Here is a 17,012-nt window from a genome sequence, read left to right as displayed (position 1 = left end):
TGACGCCCATGCCCACGGACCGCTCGTCGCTCATCGACCTGGCCGCCCGCTACGGCGTGTCCACCGACTATCAGGACTGGTCTGGTCGCCACGTCACCGTGCCCGACACGACGCTGGTGGCCGTCCTGGGCGCGCTGGGCGTGCAGGCCGGGACCGACGCCGAGCGGACCGACGCGCTCACCGCGCACGAGGCCGCCTACTGGGCGCGGTCGTTGCCCGCATCGATCGTCGCGCGGGAAGGCGCCGCGACGCCGTTCTGGGTGCACGTCACCCACGGCGATCCCGTCGATGTCTGGCTGCAGCTCGAGGACGGCACCCGCCGAGATCATCTGCGGCAGCTCGAGAACAACCGGCCGCCCTACGATCTCGACGGCCGCCTCGTCGGCGAAGCGAGCTTCGAACTGCCCGGCGATCTCCCCCTGGGATATCACCGAGTGCATCTGCGGGTCGGCGCCTTCGACACGAGCGCCACCGTGATCGTGACGCCGTCGCACATCGCCACCCCGGTGCGGATGGGTGCCCGCCGGCTGTGGGGCCCGTCCACCCAGCTCTACAGCGTGCGGTCCGAGGACTCCTGGGGCGTCGGCGATCTGACGGATCTGACCGATCTGGCCGTGTGGTCGGCAGGCGAGCACGATGCCGGCTTCATCCTGGTCAATCCGCTGCACGCGGCGGCACCGATCCCGCCGATGGAGCCGTCGCCGTATCTGCCGACCTCGCGCCGATTCGTCAATCCGCTGTACCTGCGGGTGGAAGCGGTGCCGGAGTATGCCTATCTGCGCCATCGCGGCCGGGTGCGCAAAGCGCACGCGCGGCTGCAGGCCCGCGCAGCCCGCTCGCAGCGCATCGACCGCGACCGCGCGTGGGAGGCCAAACGTGCTGCGCTGCAGAGCATTTACCTCGTCCCACTGCGGCGCGGCCGGGAACTCGCGTATCAGGGGTACTGCCACCGTGAGGGCACCCCACTCGACGATTTCGCGACCTGGTGCGCGCTGTCGGAAGAGTACGGCTCGGACTGGCGTCAGTGGCCCGCGGAGCTGCGGCACCCGCGCAGCGAGGCGGTCGCCGCCTACGCCGCCGAGCACTCCGCCGCAGTCGATTTCCACCGGTGGTTGCAGTGGTTGCTCGACGAGCAGCTGGCCGCGGCCCAGGCCGGCGCGGTGGGCGCGGGCATGGAGGTGGGTGTGATGGCCGACCTCGCGGTCGGGGTGGATCCCGCCGGTGCCGACGCGTGGGCGCTGCAGGACGTCCTGGCGCTCGGCGTCACCGCGGGCGCACCGCCCGACGAGTTCAATCAGCTGGGGCAGGACTGGTCACAGCCGCCGTGGCGTCCCGACCGGCTCGCCGAGGCCGCCTACGAACCGTTCCGCGCTCTGGTCGCCGGCGCGCTGCGCCATGCCGGCGGGGTGCGCATCGACCACATCATCGGCCTGTTCCGCCTGTGGTGGATTCCGCGGGGCGTCGCGCCGACCGAGGGCACCTATGTGCGTTACGACCACGAGGCGATGATCGGGATCGTCGCGCTGGAGGCCCACCGGGCCGGTGCTGTCGTCGTCGGGGAGGATCTCGGGACCGTCGAGCCGTGGGTGCGCGACTATCTGCGGGACCGCGGCCTGTTCGGCACCTCGATCCTGTGGTTCGAATCGGGCCCCGACGGTGCGCCGCTGCCGGCCGAGCAGTGGCGCCAGGCCTGCCTGTCGGCCGTCACCACCCATGACCTGCCGCCGACCGCCGGCTACCTGGTCGGTGAGCATGTCCGGCTGCGCGACGAGCTGGGTCTGCTCACCCGCCCGGCCGAGCAGGAGTGGGCGGCCGATCGCGCGCATCGCGACGCCTGGCTCGCCGAATTGCGGCGGGTCGGCCTGCTCGCTGACCAGTCGGACAGGGACCCCGATGTCGATGAGGTCGTCATCGCGTTGCACCGCTATCTGGGCCGCAGCCCGTCGCGACTGCTGGCCATGTCGCTGGCCGACGCCGTCGGCGAGACACGGACCCAGAATCAGCCCGGGACCACCGACGAGTACCCGAACTGGCGGGTGCCGTTGGCCGGGCCCGACGGCCGCGCGGTGCTCCTCGACGCCCTGTTCGACGATGCGCGTGCCGCGGCGCTCTGCGATGTCATGCGCGCAGCGGCCGAGCTGCCGTGACCTCGCCATGACACCGCCGAAGGTGGCCGGCTGTAACGCCGGCGGCGTCTGCAGCGGTTTCACATTCGTCACCGCTGCGATATGTTCGCACCGCGTTGCCGACCCGAGGAGAGAGTTGCTGTGAAGAAGCTCGTCGTGTTCAGCGGTGGCCTGGTGGCCGCCGGAACGATTGCCCTGGTCGGGGCCGGTGCCGCGCTGTCGCAGCCGGCGGGTGCGCCCAGCCCGTACAACGTCACCGGTGAGCAGTACGGCCGCGCGCTGGCCATCCTCAAGAGCCAGGGCATCAAGGCCTACTTCGGCGGTTCCCGCGGCAGCGTGCTGCCGCAGTCGGCATGCCTGGTGGACCAGCAGAAGGTCACCAGCGGTGGCCGCATGCTGCTCTCCTTGGATTGCACGCAGGCGGCAGCCGACCAGATCAAGGCGCAGGGCCCGGTGGGCGGGCCCACCGTCGGCGCCAATGGCGTCACCACGGTGACCCCGACGCCGGTCGTGCCGATCGCCGGCGCCCCCGGTGCGGGCGCTCCGGTCGCCGGTGCACCGCAGCAGATCCCGGGCGGGCCGGCGATTCCCGGTCAGCCGCTGCCTGCCGGCTGACCCGATTACCCGGGACCCGCGGTCCCGGTTATCGCGAACTTCGTCGTAAACTCTTCGTCATGCTGCAATCCCGCCGTGCCGCCGTGACCGCCGATGACGTCGATCCCGGACCCGTGCAGATCCAGGCGCGCAAGGTCAGCTTCGATGTCAGCGATGTTCCGCTGCACTGGATTCCAGGGCACCCGGCCGCCTCCCATGTGATCAGCGTCCTGAACCTGGTGTTGCCTGCCGGGGAGCGCTGGTTCGTGGAAACCTTCGACGAGGCGCTGCCGATGGTCACCGATCCGCACCTGGCCGACGACATCCGCGGGTTCATCGGCCAGGAAGCCACCCACGCCGACGTGCACGACACGATCCTGCACGACTTCATGGTCGAGCGCGGCGTCGATCCGAGCCCCATCCTCGCGCAGGTCGAGCACGTGTTCTCCCGGGTGCTGGCGCCGATCGACTCCCCCGACCCCGCCGTCCGACTCAACCACCTCTGCGAGCGGCTGTGGCTGATCGCGGCGATCGAGCACTACACGGCGGTGATGGGCGATTTCGCGTTGAACTGCACCTGGGACGATCACGGCGCCGACCCCACGCTGACCGACCTGTTCCGCTGGCACGGCAGTGAGGAAGTCGAGCACCGCAGTGTCGCCCACGATGTCGCGACCTACTTCCACGACAGCTATCTGGCCCGTATCCGGGCGATGACGGTCGCGGCGTCGATGCTGTTCGTCTTCTTCCAGCGCACCGCGTGGTACCTGGTCAAGACCGACCCGGACGTCACGGCGTCGTGGTGGCGCTTCAACCGGATGCGGATGCGCGACTCCAAGCTGGGTCTGCTGCCGCGCTACAGCTCGCTGTTCGGGTCGAGCACCCTGACCTACTTCCGGCGCGGCTATTCGCCGGAGCAGTTCGGGTCCACCGCGCAGGCGGTGGCCTACCTGGCGAGCTCGCCGGCGGCGCGCGCGGCGCACCTGTGAAGGTGCCCCACTACCGGCACACCCCGCCGAGTGCGTCGGGCCGCACCCGGCACGATCCGGTGCTGGCGCTGGCAAGCGCGGGGATCGCCGGTCTGTTCACCGCGACCGCGGCGGTCCGCCGCATCCGCCCACCCGTGACGCGGGAGCCGGCGACGCTGGCGCTCACGGTGCGGGGGCGCCGGGTGGTGGCCCACGATCAGGACGTCGTGCAGCTGACGTTGGCCGCGGCCGACGGCGCCGCGCTGCCTCGCTGGTATCCGGGCGCACACCTGGATGTGCACCTGCCCAGTGGCCGGATCCGCCAGTACTCGCTGTGCGGTGACCCGACCGCTGCCGGTGAGTACCGCATCGCGGTGCGACGCATCCCCGACGGCGGCGGTGGCTCGGTCGAGTGTCACGACGCACTGCCCGTGGGCGCGGTGGTGCACACCCACGGGCCCCGCAACGCGTTTCCTCTGACCGTGCCCGGTCACGGATCCCCTACGCGGCGTGTGCGTTTCATCGCCGGCGGCATCGGCATCACACCGATTCTGCCGATGCTGCGGGCGGTACGCGGCCTCGGGGTGGAGTGGTCGATGATCTACACCGGCCGGAGCCGAGACAGTCTGCCCTTCGTCGACGAGGTGGCGGGCCTCGGCGAGACGGTGCAGATCCGCACCGACGATGTCGATGGATTGCCCTCAGCGGCAATACTTCTCGGAGACTGCCCAGCGGGCACCGCGGTGTATGCGTGCGGCCCGGCGCCGATGCTGACCGCGGTGCGTGCGGCACTGGTGGACCGCGCCGACGTGGAGTTGCACTTCGAACGGTTCGCCGCACCTCCCGTGCAGGACGGCAGCCCGTTCGACGTGAGCGTGGCGTCGACGGGCACGACCGTCGCCGTGGGTGCGCAGGAAACGCTGCTGGCGGCGCTGCTGCGGGCGGGGGTGGCGGCGCCCTACTCGTGTCAGCAGGGGTTCTGCGGGACGTGCCGCGTCCGGGTGCTCGCCGGCGAGGTGGACCATCGCGACACGCTGCTCACAGATCCCGAGCGCGCCGCCGGCATGATGCTGACGTGCGTGTCGCGCGGCCACACAGGACTCGCGCTCGACCTCTAGCCCAGCGCCTCGACGAGCGCATCGAGCAGGGGCCGTTGGCCTTTCAGGAGTTTGACGCGTGCCGTGTCCAGACCCCACCAGGCGACCCGGTCGAGTTCGGGGAACTCTGCCATGCGCCCCGACCGGGGCGGCCATTCCATCGTGAACGTGTTGCTGACGGCGCCGTCGACGTCGAGGTCGCCCAGCACCGCGAACGCGGTCACGACCTTGCCGCCGGCCTGACGCACCGGCGGGAGATCGATGCGCGGCCCGTTCGGCGGCGGAAGACCGATCTCCTCGGTGAACTCCCGTTGCGCGGCCACCCACGGCTCCTCCCCCTCGGTGTACTCGCCTTTCGGGATCGACCAGGCACCGTCGTCCTTGCGGGCCCAGAACGGACCGCCGGGATGGCCCAGCAGCACCTCGAGTTCGTCATTGCCGTGGCGGTCAAGGCGGTGGCGGTAGAGAAGGAGTCCGGCACTGCGGGAAGGCACATCCGACGATAGCCCGTGTAAGGATGGAGTCGATGACCCGTCCCACGCGGCGCATGCTCAGCTCGCTGTGGTCGGCGACCACCATGGTGCCGGTCAACAGCGGCGCTGCGGCCGCCTACCGCACGCTCTTCGTGACGGTCCGCCGCCTCGTTCTCGGTCGGCGCGTCACCGTGCGGCTCGACGACGGCGATCTGACCTTGACCGTCACCCGCGTCGATTCCCGGCTCGACGTGCACGGTCTGTCGGTCGGCCAGCTCACCGACGTGCGCGTGGAGGTGTCCGACATCCGTTGGCAGGGAGGCGTTCTCAACAACGCAACCCTGATCCTGCACAACGTTCACGTCCGGCCCGGCGCGCCGCCGCTGGTGGTCGCCGCGCCGGTGGAGGTGACGCTCGAGGTGCCGGCGCCGATGGTCGACGACATGTTCGGCCGTGCCGCGCCTCGACTGGCGGGCGGCGTCGGCGAGGACGGGGTGGCCCGCATCCGGTTCGCGCGCCGTCCGCGCCTCGGACATGTCGAGGTCGACGTCAGCGTCGACGGTTCGACGCTGTGGCTACAGGCTCACACGGTGGCGCTGGGCGCGCGGCGCTGGCGGCTGCCGGCGCGCACTCCCGCCTACCCGGTGCGGCTGCCCGAACTCGCGCACGGTCTGACGCTGACCGGCGTCGAATTCGCGCCTCAGGTGGTGCGGGTGACGGGGACGCTGCCGCAGTGGCGGGCCGAGTTGGATCGGAAACGACTGGAGGACACCGTCACCGGGCTCAGTGTCGGCATGGTGCTCAACCTGACCCGGTTGGGCCGGTCGCGTTAGAGTCTGCTGTCGTGGTCGGTCACACCGGGTACGCCCGCTACGTCGCCCTCGGTGACAGTCAGACCGAGGGCCTGTGGGACGGCGACGACGCAGCGGGCCTGCGCGGTTTCGCCGACCGGCTGGCCGAGCGGCTCGACGCGCTGTTCCCGGGGTTGGAGTACGCCAATGTCGCGGTGCGCGGCAACCAGATTCGCGACGTGGCCGACGTCCAATTGCCTGCCGCACTGGCCATGGATGCCGACCTGATCACGCTCTGCATCGGCATGAACGACATGACCCGTCCCGGGCGGGGTTTCGACCGGGCGTTGGCCCAGCTGCAGGACGTGCACCGGACGCTCGCCGCGTCCGGTGCGACGGTGGTGACGACGACGTTTCCCGACCTGGCCCGAATCCTGCCCATCGGGCGTGTGCTGGGTGCCAGGGTCCTGGCGATCAACGAGCTGATCCGCGCGGCGGCCGCACGGCACGGCTTCGCGCTGGTCGACCTGTACGCGGCACCGTCGATGATCCAGCCCGACACCTGGAGTCCCGACCGGGTGCACGGCTCCCCGCGAGGCCATCAGCGTTTCGCCGAGGCGGCCGCCGAGGCTCTGGGTCTGCCGGGCAGCTCGCACGCGTGGGCCGTCGCTGACCCGACGGCTGCGCCCCCGTCGCTGCGCTCGCGCACGTACTCGCAGGTGCTCTGGACGCAGAACATGCTGATGCCGTGGCTGTGGAACCACCTGCAGGGCAGGCCGGTGGGCGGTACGCGTGGTCCCCGGCGCCCGGCACTGGCTCAGCTGGTCGGCTGAACCGGGCTCAGATCCCCGGCTCAGATTCCCGTCCACGTGGTGTCGAGCTCGTTCGCGACGTCGATGACCTTGGCCTTCTGTGACTCCGGGCTCTCGATCTCGCCGGCGACGTGCGCGGCGATGAACCGTCTGATCTCGGCGTCCACACCGCCGATGATGCGCACGAGTTCTCCGCGCAGCGATTTCGACGTCACGTGGATGGCGATGTCGCTGGCGCGCGGCTTCTCGACGTCGATGATCAACAGCAGCGGTTCGGCGGCGCGCGCCACGGCGCGCAGCGAGATCTCGCCGAACACCATGAACTTGGGTTTGTCGATGCGCAGGTCGACGACCATGTCGATCTCGAGCGGAATGCGGATGGAGAACGTGATCTGCTCGGCCACATGCCGGTTCACCCGCGGCGTCTGGATGCGTACCTTGGCCGTCACCTTGGCGAGCTTGCCCGGCCCCTGAGCGATCGGGCCCATCTCGAAGGCCTCGCCGGCGATCTGCCCGATCGCTTCGCCGACGCGCTCCTCGGTCACCGCGACCTCGAAGAAGCGGCGGCCGAAATCTTCATAGCTCATATAGGTCGCGGGAGCACGGGAGGTGGTGTCCATGGTCCTGCTACGTTCTCACGTCCGCCCTGCCGCAGGCGACAACACGGCCGTTCTCACGCCCGGTCGGCGTCGGTATCGGTGTCGCTGAAGACTCGCAGCCGACTCAGAGCCGCGCGGTCGGCGCCGCGCGTGCGGTACTCCCCGATCACGATGGCGCGCTGATCGGAGGTGTGCACCCGGGCCGCGACCGAGCGGCCGGAGCGGATCTGCTTGTCCCAGCGCCCCCCCGAGAGCAATCGGACGACGTCGGAGGCGGTGCGGGGTTCGTCGTCCCCGGCGGTGATGACCGCACCGGCGGTGCGCCGCCGAACCCCGATCTCGTCACCGTCGCACGCATCGCCGAGGAGCCGCGCGAACGCCTTTCCGGTGCCGGTGCCGGTGCCGGCGAACCCGCGCAGGAACCCCGTGCTGCCGCGCAGCCCCTGGTGGATGACCATGGCTTGGCCCAGAGCCAGGCCGGCGGGCACCGCGCCGACACCACCACCGAGGAACCGGCGCACCATCGCGGGCAGTTCCCAGTACGCGGACAGCGCGGCGATGCGGAGTCCGTCCGCGGTGTCCTTCAGGTCGTAGCGGATGTAGGCGGGCACCTGCATCGTCAGCGTCGCCGACATCTGGATCGCCAGGGTGAGATCGCGCAGCACCGTCGCGCCGACGACCAGATCGGCATCGAGGTCGTAGGAGATCTCGCGCGGGCCGATGAAGGTGTCGTAGAAGCTCCCGATCGCGGCGCGTCCCCGGTGCGGCGAGGATCCGACGGGATCTTCGACCCGGCCGTCGGCGGTGAACAAATCCAACCACCCTGCACGGTCGTGCTCGCCTGCCGCGGCGAGGGATCGGTGGGCGGCCGACAGCGCGTCGGCACGCGGAGAGGTCATACGGTTGCCTACCACCCGGACCCGCAGACAGTCGACTGGCCCCGCCGACGAAGGCACACTGGAGGCATCTGCTGTGTGTGCCGTGCGGATCACGGCCAGCGAGGAGGCCATCATGAGCGGTAACGGACCTTTCGGCTTCGATCCGGAGGACTTCGACCGGGTGATCCGCGATGCCGGCGACGGGTTGCGCGATGCTCTGGGCAAGTTCATGACGACCTCAGGCGAGCGTGCCGGGTGGTCGGTGCTGTTCGACGACCTCGCGCGCGGTGGCCGGCCGCGCCGCCCGGAGACGGCCGGTGAGACCGGGGACGGGGTGTGGGCGATCTTTACCGTCGACGGGTCCGGTGGCGCGCACATCGAGCAGGTGTTCCCCACCGAGCTCGACGCGCTGCGGGCCAACAAGGACAACACCGACCCCACCCGTCGGGTCCGCTTCCTTCCCTACGGCATCGCGGTGAGCGTGCTGGACACCGCACACGAGGACAGCTCGCACGAGGGCACTGACCAGACCCCGCAGTAGGCCCGGCTTCGCATCTGTGACGCAGGACCCACCGGCGACGAAGTAGTTAGCGGCACCACACTGACTTGATCTACTGTGTGTCCGGTGAGAAGTTATACCGGCTAAGTTACTATCGGCGAAACATCGGACGAGGCCAGGGGTTACAGTGCGCGGCACATGCCGGGGGCAGATCGGGAGACGCGTGTCGTGAAGGTTGCCAGGAAGATATGGCTGCCCCTGCTGATCATCGTCGTCGTCGTGATCGCGGGTCTGACCGTGTCGCGGATCAGGACGTTCTTCGGCTCCGACGGCATCATCGAGACGCCGCGGAACTTCGCCGATCTGCCCGAGCCGTTCGACCCCAAGGTGGTCCGGTACGAGATCACCGGAACCGGCAGCTACGCCGACATCAACTACCTCGATCTCGACGCCAAGCCGCAGCGGGTCGACAACGCGGCGCTGCCGTGGTCGCTGACGCTGTCCACCACCGAGCCGTCCGCCGCCCCGAACATCGTGGCGCAGGGTGACGGTGGTTCGATCACCTGCCGGATCCTGGTGGACGACGAGCTGCGCGACGAGAAGACCACTGACGGGCTCAATGCCCAGACCTTCTGTTTCGTGAAGTCGGCATGAGCGCACCCGTCCACGACGCCCCCACCGAACCCCAGCCGCCCCAGCGTCCACACCGGCCTCTGATTCCCCGGACGATTCGGGCACTGGCACTGCCGATCGTGCTCGGCTGGATCGCGGTCATCGTCATCCTCAACACCGTCGTGCCGCAGCTGGAGGAAGTCGGCCAGTTGCGGGCGGTGTCGATGAGCCCGGACGAAGCGCCGTCCGTGGTGTCGATGAAGCAGGTCGGCGAAGCGTTCGAGGAAGGCACCTCCGACAGCTCGGCGATGATCGTGTTCGAGGGCGACACACCCCTCGGCGACGAAGCGCACGCCTGGTACGACCAGATGGTCGCCAAACTGCGGGCCGATCCCATCCACGTGCAATCGGTGCAGGACTTCTGGAGCGATCCGCTCACAGCCGCGGGTTCGACCAGCAACGACGGCAAAGCCGCGTACGTGCAGGTGAAACTCGCGGGTAATCAGGGCGAGGCGCTGGCCAACGAGTCCGTCGAGGCGGTTCAAGGAATCGTCAAGAGCGTGCCGCCACCGCCTGGTGTGAAGGTCTATGTCACCGGACCCGCCGCCCTGGCTGCCGATCAGCACATCGCCGGCGACCGCAGCATGCGGTTGATCGAGGCCGCGACCTTCACCGTCATCATCATCATGCTGCTGCTCGTGTACCGGTCGATCGTCACGGTGCTGATCACGCTGGTGATGGTCGTGCTGTCGCTGGCGACCGCGCGCGGACTGGTCGCGTTCCTGGGCTACCACGACATCATCGGGCTCTCCACCTTCGCGACCAACCTGCTCGTCACGCTGGCGATCGCGGCCGCCACGGACTACGCGATCTTCCTGATAGGGCGATATCAGGAGGCGCGCAGCGTCGGTGAGGACAAGGAAACCGCGTTCTACACGATGTTCCACGGCACTGCACACGTGGTGCTCGGCTCCGGCCTGACGATCGCCGGTGCGACGTTCTGTCTCAGTTTCACCCGCCTCCCCTACTTCCAGACGATGGGCGTGCCGTTGGCCATCGGCATGGTGATCGTGGTGTTGGCCGGCGTCGTGTTGATGGTGGCGATCATCTCGCTGGCCACCCGATTCGGACTGCTCGAGCCCAAGCGCGCCATGCGCATCCGCGGGTGGCGCAAGATCGGCGCCGCGATCGTCCGCTGGCCGGGGCCGATCCTGGTCGGCGCGATCGCACTATCGCTGGTGGGCTTGCTGACGCTGCCCGGCTACAAGACCAACTACAACGACCGGAACTATCTGCCCGCCGACATCCCCGCCAACGAGGGCTACGCCGCGGCCGACCGGCACTTCTCCCAGGCCCGGCTGAATCCGGAACTGTTGATGGTGCAAAGCGATCACGACATGCGCAATTCCGCGGATTTCCTGGTGATCGACAAGATCGCCAAGGCGCTGTTCCGGGTGGAGGGCATCGCCCGCGTGCAGGCCATCACGCGCCCCGACGGCAAGCCCATCAAGCACACGTCGATCCCGTTCCAGATGAGCATGCAGGGCACCACCCAGCGGCTCAACCAGAAGTACATGCAGGACCGGATGGCCGACATGCTGGACCAGGCCGCCGAGATGGACAAGACCATCGCCACGATGACGAAGATGTCCAGCCTCACCAAGCAGATGTCGGAAGTCACCCATTCGATGGTGACCAAGATGAAGGGGATGTACGTCGACATCGAGGCGCTGCGCGACAGCATCGCCAACTTCGACGACTTCTTCCGGCCGATCCGCAACTACTTCTACTGGGAACCGCACTGCTACAACATCCCGGTCTGCTGGGCGATCCGGTCGGTGTTCGACACCCTCGACGGCATCAACGTGATGACCGACGACTTCTCGGCGATCATCCCGGAGATGGAGCGGCTCGACACATTGATGCCGCAGATGGTGGCGTTGATGCCCGAGATGATCTCCACGATGAAGACGATGAAGACCATGATGCTGACGATGTACCAGTCGCAGAAGGGCATGCAGGACCAGATGGCGGCGCAGCAGGAAGACGCTGACGCCATGGGTGAGGCGTTCGACAACTCCATGAACGACGACTCGTTCTATCTGCCCCCGGAGATCTTCGACAACAAGGACTTCCAGCGCGGACTCGAGCAGTTCCTGTCCCCCGATGGGAAGTCCGTGCGGTTCATCATCGCCCACGAGGGTGATCCGCTGACACCTGAAGGCATCGCCCGGATCGACAAGATCAAGAACGCCGCGAAAGAGGCGATCAAGGGCACCCCGCTGGAGGGTTCCAAGATCTACCTGGGCGGTACCGCGGCCACCTTCAAAGACATGAAGGACGGCAACAACTACGACCTGTTGATCGCGGGGATCTCTGCACTCGGGCTGATCTTCATCATCATGCTGCTGTTGACCCGCGCCGTGGTCGCGTCGGCGGTCATCGTCGGCACGGTGGTGATCTCGTTGGGCGCCTCGTTCGGTTTGTCGGTGTTGTTCTGGCAGCACATCCTGGGCCAGCCGCTGCACTGGATGGTGCTGGCGATGGCGGTGATCATCCTGTTGGCGGTCGGCGCGGACTACAACCTGCTGTTGGTCTCCCGACTGAAAGAAGAGATCCACGCGGGCATCGGCACCGGCATCATCCGCGCGATGGGCGGCAGCGGTTCTGTCGTCACGGCCGCGGGACTGGTGTTCGCGCTTACGATGATGTCGATGGCGGTCAGCGAGCTGACCATCATCGGGCAGGTCGGTACGACGATCGGGCTGGGACTGCTGTTCGACACGCTGGTGATCCGAGCGTTCATGACGCCCGCGATCGCCGCGCTGATGGGCCCGTGGTTCTGGTGGCCGCAGCGGGTGCGACGGCGTCCCGTTCCGGCCCCGTGGCCGAGACCTGGTGGCTTGCAGAGTGATCCGGCAGAAGGAGTGAGGGCATGAGACGAGTTCTGATGGGGATCGCTGCGGCGGCGCTCACGGTGGGAGCGTTGGGCACTGCGGCGCCCGCGATGGCCGACCCGGACACGGACTTCGCCAACGAGTTGCACGTCTACGGCATCTACGGGCAGAAGGACTACAACGCCTGGATCGGCAAGATCATGTGCAAGCGGCTCTACACCGGTGTCGACAAGGACGTCTTCGCGACGGCGCGCTTCATCCAGATGAACATGGAGAAGGGCACCACCACCGAGCAGACCTACCAGTTCATTGGCGCGGGTCTGCGCACGTACTGCCCGGAGAAGCTGCCGGTTCTGGACGCCGCCCGCCAGTCATGACATCAGCCACCCGCAGACGGTTCAACGAGGCCGTCACGGGGTTCTGGGGCTTCGCGGCGCCGGTGTACGACACCGCCGTGGTGCAGCGGTGGGTGTACCGGCCGGCGCAGGACGAGATGATCGCCCTGCTGCAGGCCCGCGGTTCTCGCCGGATTGCCGATATCGGTTGCGGCACAGGGATTCTCGCCGATCGGATGGCCCGGGAAGTGCAGGGGGCGCACGTCACCGGGGTCGACATGTCCGACGGCATGCTGGCCGAGGCGCGCCGCCGATCCAGCACCGTGGAGTGGGTGCGCGCGCCGGCCGAGCAGCTGCCCTTCGCCGACGGCAGCCTCGACGCGGTGGTGAGCACATCGGCGTTCCACTGGTTCAATCAGTCTGCGGCGCTGCGGGAGTTCCATCGGGTGCTGCGCCCCGGTGGGGTCGCCGCGGTGGCGACGTTGAGCCCGCGTCGGCTGGTGCCGGTCGACCTGCTGCCCGCGGTGCGGTTGCCGGCGTACGACGCGCCGGACCCGGCCGCGATGCGGCGGCTGTTCACCGACGCCGGGTTCACCGTCGCCGATCAGCATCGCGTGCGCCGCCCGCTGTGGACTCAGCTGTTCTCCGATCTCATCACCGTGGGCGAGGTATCCCCAGAGCCGAATTGATCCCCAGCTTCTCGGTGGGGTACGGCGAATTGTCGGTGCTGGCGAGGAGATTGGGGTCATGCCCCCGGTCAGTTCTCTCGCCATCGACGAGCGGTTGTCGGTGCTGCATGAGGAGTTGGCGGAGCTGACCGGGCAGCGGAATGCGATCGATGCACGGATCGTGGAGATCGCTGCGGAGATCGACCGCGACGAGTTGTGGGCGGCCGCCGGAGCGCGCTCGACGGCGGGGTGGTTGGCGTGGAAGGCCGGGGTGTCGCCGTCGCGGGCGCAGACGATCGCCGCGATCGCGCACCGCTTCGACGAATTCCCGCAGTGCATCGAGGGTTTGGCGCAGGGTCGGTTCTCGGTGGATCAGGTCGGGGTGATCGCCGAGCGCGGTCTGCCGGGCTCTGACGAGCACTTCGCCACGATGGCCCGGTGTGCGACGGTGTCCCAGCTGCGGACCGCGCTGAAGATGCAGCCCAAACCCACCCCGGAACCGCAGCCCGTTGACGAGGCAGACGACGAGGACGACGACGGGGAGGCCGTCGCCGATCCGGGGCCGCAGGTGTCGATCACCTCGACGTCGGATGAGCAGTACACGTACTGGCACATCGCGCTCCCGCACGTGGAGAACGCAGCGTTCGAAGCCGCGCTGGCGTCGCACCGCGACGCACTCGTCACCGAATGGCAAGCCGCCGACCCTGACGGGCGGGCATCGATGCCCGGCACCGCCGCGGCGTTCCTGCGGCTGGTCGACGCCAGCTGGGACGCCGAAGCCGCGGCCCGCCCGCACGGGCAGCGCACCACCGTCGTCGTCCACGTCGACATCCAAACCCGCCTGGCAGCATTACATTTGGGGCCCGTTCTGCCCGATAGCGACCGCCGCTACCTGACCTGTGATGCCACCTGCGAGGTGTGGTTTCACCGCGACGGGCAGGTGATCGGCGCCGGCCGATCGACCCGCACGGTCAACCGGCGGCTGCGCCGGGCGCTCGAGCATCGCGACCGGGCGTGTGTGGTCCCCGGCTGCGGCGCGACCCGGGCGCTGCACGCCCACCACCTGGTGCACTGGGAAGACGGCGGCCCCACCGAACTGTGGAACCTGGCGCTGGTCTGTCCGTATCACCATCGGGCCCACCACCGCGGCCTGATCACGATCACCGGCCCCGCCGACCAGCTCGTCGTCACCGACGCCGCCGGCCGCGCCCTGACCTCAGCCTCGCTGGCCCGACCACCCACCCAACCCCTGCCCGATGTCGCACCATGCCCCGGCCCGACCGAGGAACGCGCGAACTGGTGGTGGTACCAGCCCTACGAAACCCGCCCGCCGGATGACTGAGTCAGAGCCCGAACTGGTCCTCGACGATTCCCAGCCACACCTGGGCGGCGTCGATCGCGACCTTCTCGCTGATGAAGGCGTGCTGGGTGCCGGTGTAGATGTCGCGGAAGGCGCGTTCGAGGCGGCTGCCCTCGCGGATGGCCGTGGTGCCGGCGGCCAAGTGCGCCCACTCTGCACACTCCCTGGCGGTGTCGGTGGCATGTACGGCAGCCACCCGCATATCGGCCCGCATCGTCGGGGTCAGCTCGTCGCCCGCCGCGACGGCGGCCTCGGCCGTGCCGAACGCGTCGAGCACCAGCAGTCGCGCCGCACGCCATGCGGCAACGTGCCGGGCCAGGCCCTTCTGGAATGTCGGCCGCGTCGCCAGCGCGGCCATGTCGCTCATCCGGTACTTGGTCGCGGCGAGTTCAGCGACGTCGTCGAGCATGCTCTTGGCCACGCCGAGCGCCCACGCCGCGTGTCCGGCCGCGGTCACCGGCATCATTCCCATGCGCGTCGCGGGTGACGCACCCCGCAGCGGCTCCCGGGTGAACAACGCGAAGGTGCGGGCATGCGGGACGAACACGTCGTCGATGGCGTAGTCGTAGGAGCCGGTGGCCTTGAGTCCCTGCACGTGCCAGCCATCGTGGAACGCGACATCGGCGCGAGGCACAATCGCCACCCGCATGTCGGGCACGCCCTCGCTGATCCACTGCATCTCGCCGTCGACCATCGGCAGGAAGCCCGCTGCGACGTACTCGGCGTGCCCCGTACCCGAACCGAAACTCCATGAGCCGGTGAGCCGGTATCCGCCGTCGACGGCGACGCCCTGGCCGTTGGGGAAGAACTGCCCACCCATCGTGACGTGATTGTCGTGCGCGGTGAACACCTCGGCGAAGCCGTCGTCGGGCAGGTACGCCGCCGCCGCGAACGACGACGGCAGGTTGGCAATGCCGACCCACCCGAAAGAGCCGTCCTGCCAAGCCATTTCGATCCAGGTCTCGATCATCTGGGCAAACGACGGCTCCACCCCGCCCGCGGGCTCGGGATTGAACGCCGACATCAGACCCGTCGACCACATCGTGTCGACGACGCTGCGGCTGAGCGTGCGCTGGCTCTCCGACGCGGCCGCCTGCTCGCGCACCAACTCCCTCATGCCACGAGCCAGGCCGACCACGTCACCACACGTCACCTGCGAAACCGCTGTCACGGCCTCGACGGTAACCCCTCAGGGCAACGCAGTGAACACATTCACCGGAACTGTCATCTCCATGTCGGGCAGCGCGGGTGCCGCGGCCCCGGCCTCGGGGCCGGGCAGCGGAGCGACGAGCGGCTCCGCCCCGGGCAGGTGTTGCTGCGCGGTGACCGGGAGATGCGGTTCGGCCGACGGGGCCGCCGCGGCGGCGCCGGTGTTCGTCGCTTCGGCCGCCAGCGCCGCGGGGGCCGGGCCGGGCTGCGCGTCGGGTGCCGGCAGGGTGGCCGCGCCCGGCAGGGTCGCGGGGCCCGACAGAGCCGCGGGCGCGGGCGCCGCGACGGCGGCGGGCACGGGAACGGCGGCGGGCACCGGAACGGCAACTGGCGCGGCGACGCGGACGGGTGCGGCAGCGTATTGGGGCGCCGGCGCGGTGACGACTTTGCGCAACGGCTCGGCTGCGGTGTCGACGGGGGCGGTGACACTGACCCACCCCGGATCGGCGGCGGCGGGCGTCGCGGCCGCGGTCGCTGCCGGCTCGACGTGCGGCACCGATCCCGCGGTCAAGAAGATCGCGCCGACGGCAGCCGCGGCGGCCACTCCCATCGCGGCCGCGAGCACCCGGACCGGCCTCTTCCGACGTCGCCCGGCGACGCGGGGCAGCGCGACCGTGATCGCCTCGGCGGGGTCGACCTCGGCCAGTGCCGCGCCGTACGCCAACGCCACCAGCGGCGGCATGTCGCAGTCTTGCGGGTCGATGAGCACCCGGGTCGCGCACGCCAGCGGCACCGCGTCGACCGTCACGCCGAGCGAGCGCAGATCGGTGCGCAATTGCCGTCCGCACGCCTCGGCTTCGGGGGTCCACACCAGCCGCAACCGGTCGACATCGAGCCCGCACGCCCGAGCCAGACCGTGACCGCCGCGGGCGGCGAGTCGGGCGACATCGACACCCGTGTCGATACCGTCCTCGAGTTCCACTGAATCGTGGTCGACGACGGTGCGCTCGGCGTCGTCCACCAGCGCCCAGGTCACCTCGGTGCTGGTCAACGACAACCCCAGAACTGCGCCCACGGCATCTCCTTCGGGTGTCGAAGCCGGTGTCTGTGGTTCATCGGGCGACCCGGAACCGGTGTTACACCGGCCACACGAA

General features: G+C 69.2%; 17 protein-coding genes. 12 read left to right on the top strand and 5 right to left on the bottom strand.

Annotated elements, in window-relative coordinates; all coding sequences use genetic code 11:
- Positions 1-8 precede the first annotated feature (8 nt).
- From malQ to ACZ50N_RS13020, 4 genes are all read left to right on the top strand, one after another.
- The gene (gene malQ / locus ACZ50N_RS13035) at positions 9-2,147 is read left to right on the top strand and encodes a 4-alpha-glucanotransferase (RefSeq protein ID WP_464475548.1); all 2,139 of its coding nucleotides are present in this window, start codon (positions 9-11) and stop codon (positions 2,145-2,147) included.
- Between the two features lie 120 nt (positions 2,148-2,267).
- The gene (locus ACZ50N_RS13030) at positions 2,268-2,741 is read left to right on the top strand and encodes a hypothetical protein (protein WP_048424500.1); all 474 of its coding nucleotides are present in this window, start codon (positions 2,268-2,270) and stop codon (positions 2,739-2,741) included.
- A 59-nt stretch (positions 2,742-2,800) separates the two neighbouring features.
- Positions 2,801-3,709: a metal-dependent hydrolase gene (locus tag ACZ50N_RS13025; protein ID WP_464475547.1), complete on the top strand. Its 909-nt coding sequence runs from the start codon at positions 2,801-2,803 to the stop codon at positions 3,707-3,709.
- Positions 3,706-4,806, top strand: a complete 1,101-nt coding sequence (locus tag ACZ50N_RS13020; protein WP_464475546.1) for a PDR/VanB family oxidoreductase — start codon at positions 3,706-3,708, stop codon at positions 4,804-4,806. The genes ACZ50N_RS13025 and ACZ50N_RS13020 overlap by 4 nt, the downstream gene beginning before the upstream one ends.
- Here the strand turns inward: ACZ50N_RS13020 and ACZ50N_RS13015 are convergent.
- Entirely contained in the window at positions 4,803-5,279 is a 477-nt protein-coding gene (locus ACZ50N_RS13015) for an NUDIX hydrolase (RefSeq protein WP_464475545.1), read from the bottom strand. The genes ACZ50N_RS13020 and ACZ50N_RS13015 overlap by 4 nt on opposite strands.
- A gap of 32 nt (positions 5,280-5,311) precedes the next feature.
- Here ACZ50N_RS13015 and ACZ50N_RS13010 point away from each other — a divergent pair, with 32 nt between their 5' ends.
- Both ACZ50N_RS13010 and ACZ50N_RS13005 read left to right on the top strand, forming a co-directional pair.
- Positions 5,312-6,091: a hypothetical protein gene (locus ACZ50N_RS13010; RefSeq protein WP_046366173.1), complete on the top strand. Its 780-nt coding sequence runs from the start codon at positions 5,312-5,314 to the stop codon at positions 6,089-6,091.
- A gap of 11 nt (positions 6,092-6,102) precedes the next feature.
- Positions 6,103-6,882, top strand: coding sequence for an SGNH/GDSL hydrolase family protein (locus ACZ50N_RS13005; RefSeq protein WP_464475544.1), 780 nt, complete (start codon positions 6,103-6,105; stop codon positions 6,880-6,882).
- Between the two features lie 20 nt (positions 6,883-6,902).
- Here ACZ50N_RS13005 and ACZ50N_RS13000 read toward each other — a convergent pair whose 3' ends face one another.
- Together ACZ50N_RS13000 and ACZ50N_RS12995 are read right to left on the bottom strand one after the other, a co-directional pair.
- Positions 6,903-7,481 (bottom strand): hypothetical protein, encoded by a 579-nt coding sequence (locus ACZ50N_RS13000; RefSeq protein WP_073683827.1) that lies wholly within the window; start codon positions 7,479-7,481, stop codon positions 6,903-6,905.
- A gap of 53 nt (positions 7,482-7,534) precedes the next feature.
- Entirely contained in the window at positions 7,535-8,359 is an 825-nt protein-coding gene (locus tag ACZ50N_RS12995) for a nuclear transport factor 2 family protein (RefSeq protein WP_464475543.1), read from the bottom strand.
- Positions 8,360-8,471: 112 nt separating this feature from the next.
- Here ACZ50N_RS12995 and ACZ50N_RS12990 point away from each other — a divergent pair, with 112 nt between their 5' ends.
- From ACZ50N_RS12990 to ACZ50N_RS12965, 6 genes are all read left to right on the top strand, one after another.
- Positions 8,472-8,879: an Rv0313 family protein gene (locus ACZ50N_RS12990; RefSeq protein ID WP_464475542.1), complete on the top strand. Its 408-nt coding sequence runs from the start codon at positions 8,472-8,474 to the stop codon at positions 8,877-8,879.
- Positions 8,880-9,035: 156 nt separating this feature from the next.
- Positions 9,036-9,491, top strand: a complete 456-nt coding sequence (locus ACZ50N_RS12985; RefSeq protein WP_046366167.1) for an MmpS family transport accessory protein — start codon at positions 9,036-9,038, stop codon at positions 9,489-9,491.
- Positions 9,488-12,388, top strand: coding sequence for an MMPL/RND family transporter (locus ACZ50N_RS12980; protein WP_073683825.1), 2,901 nt, complete (start codon positions 9,488-9,490; stop codon positions 12,386-12,388). Before ACZ50N_RS12985 ends, ACZ50N_RS12980 begins: the two co-directional genes overlap by 4 nt.
- On the top strand, positions 12,385-12,723 hold the full coding sequence (locus ACZ50N_RS12975; RefSeq protein WP_046366165.1) for a DUF732 domain-containing protein: 339 nt from the start codon (positions 12,385-12,387) through the stop codon (positions 12,721-12,723). The genes ACZ50N_RS12980 and ACZ50N_RS12975 overlap by 4 nt, the downstream gene beginning before the upstream one ends.
- Positions 12,720-13,370: a class I SAM-dependent methyltransferase gene (locus ACZ50N_RS12970; protein ID WP_133413998.1), complete on the top strand. Its 651-nt coding sequence runs from the start codon at positions 12,720-12,722 to the stop codon at positions 13,368-13,370. The genes ACZ50N_RS12975 and ACZ50N_RS12970 overlap by 4 nt, the downstream gene beginning before the upstream one ends.
- Before the next feature lie 58 nt (positions 13,371-13,428).
- A complete protein-coding gene (locus ACZ50N_RS12965) occupies positions 13,429-14,691 on the top strand; it encodes an HNH endonuclease signature motif containing protein (protein ID WP_464475541.1) in 1,263 nt (420 codons plus the stop codon).
- Position 14,692: 1 nt separating this feature from the next.
- On the opposite strand, the gene ACZ50N_RS12960 is transcribed toward ACZ50N_RS12965, so the two are convergent.
- Positions 14,693-15,826, bottom strand: a complete 1,134-nt coding sequence (locus ACZ50N_RS12960; protein ID WP_464475630.1) for an acyl-CoA dehydrogenase family protein — start codon at positions 15,824-15,826, stop codon at positions 14,693-14,695.
- Between the two features lie 72 nt (positions 15,827-15,898).
- Positions 15,899-16,933 (bottom strand): hypothetical protein, encoded by a 1,035-nt coding sequence (locus ACZ50N_RS12955; protein ID WP_464475540.1) that lies wholly within the window; start codon positions 16,931-16,933, stop codon positions 15,899-15,901.
- Positions 16,934-17,012 lie beyond the last annotated feature (79 nt).

Source organism: Mycolicibacterium obuense (assembly GCF_055397605.1).
The sequence above is the reverse complement of the archived record's forward strand: the minus strand, read 5'-3'. Positions and strand labels throughout refer to the sequence as shown.

Coding starts and splice junctions, on each gene's coding strand:
- malQ (WP_464475548.1), top strand. CDS start 9: ATGCCCACGGACCGCTCGTCGCTCATCGACCTGGCCGCCCGCTACGGC.
- ACZ50N_RS13025 (WP_464475547.1), top strand. CDS start 2,801: ATGCTGCAATCCCGCCGTGCCGCCGTGACCGCCGATGACGTCGATCCC.
- ACZ50N_RS13010 (WP_046366173.1), top strand. CDS start 5,312: ATGACCCGTCCCACGCGGCGCATGCTCAGCTCGCTGTGGTCGGCGACC.
- ACZ50N_RS13000 (WP_073683827.1), bottom strand. CDS start 7,481: ATGGACACCACCTCCCGTGCTCCCGCGACCTATATGAGCTATGAAGAT.
- ACZ50N_RS12995 (WP_464475543.1), bottom strand. CDS start 8,359: ATGACCTCTCCGCGTGCCGACGCGCTGTCGGCCGCCCACCGATCCCTC.
- ACZ50N_RS12990 (WP_464475542.1), top strand. CDS start 8,472: ATGAGCGGTAACGGACCTTTCGGCTTCGATCCGGAGGACTTCGACCGG.
- ACZ50N_RS12985 (WP_046366167.1), top strand. CDS start 9,036: ATGCCGGGGGCAGATCGGGAGACGCGTGTCGTGAAGGTTGCCAGGAAG.
- ACZ50N_RS12980 (WP_073683825.1), top strand. CDS start 9,488: ATGAGCGCACCCGTCCACGACGCCCCCACCGAACCCCAGCCGCCCCAG.
- ACZ50N_RS12975 (WP_046366165.1), top strand. CDS start 12,385: ATGAGACGAGTTCTGATGGGGATCGCTGCGGCGGCGCTCACGGTGGGA.
- ACZ50N_RS12970 (WP_133413998.1), top strand. CDS start 12,720: ATGACATCAGCCACCCGCAGACGGTTCAACGAGGCCGTCACGGGGTTC.
- ACZ50N_RS12965 (WP_464475541.1), top strand. CDS start 13,429: ATGCCCCCGGTCAGTTCTCTCGCCATCGACGAGCGGTTGTCGGTGCTG.
- ACZ50N_RS12960 (WP_464475630.1), bottom strand. CDS start 15,826: ATGAGGGAGTTGGTGCGCGAGCAGGCGGCCGCGTCGGAGAGCCAGCGC.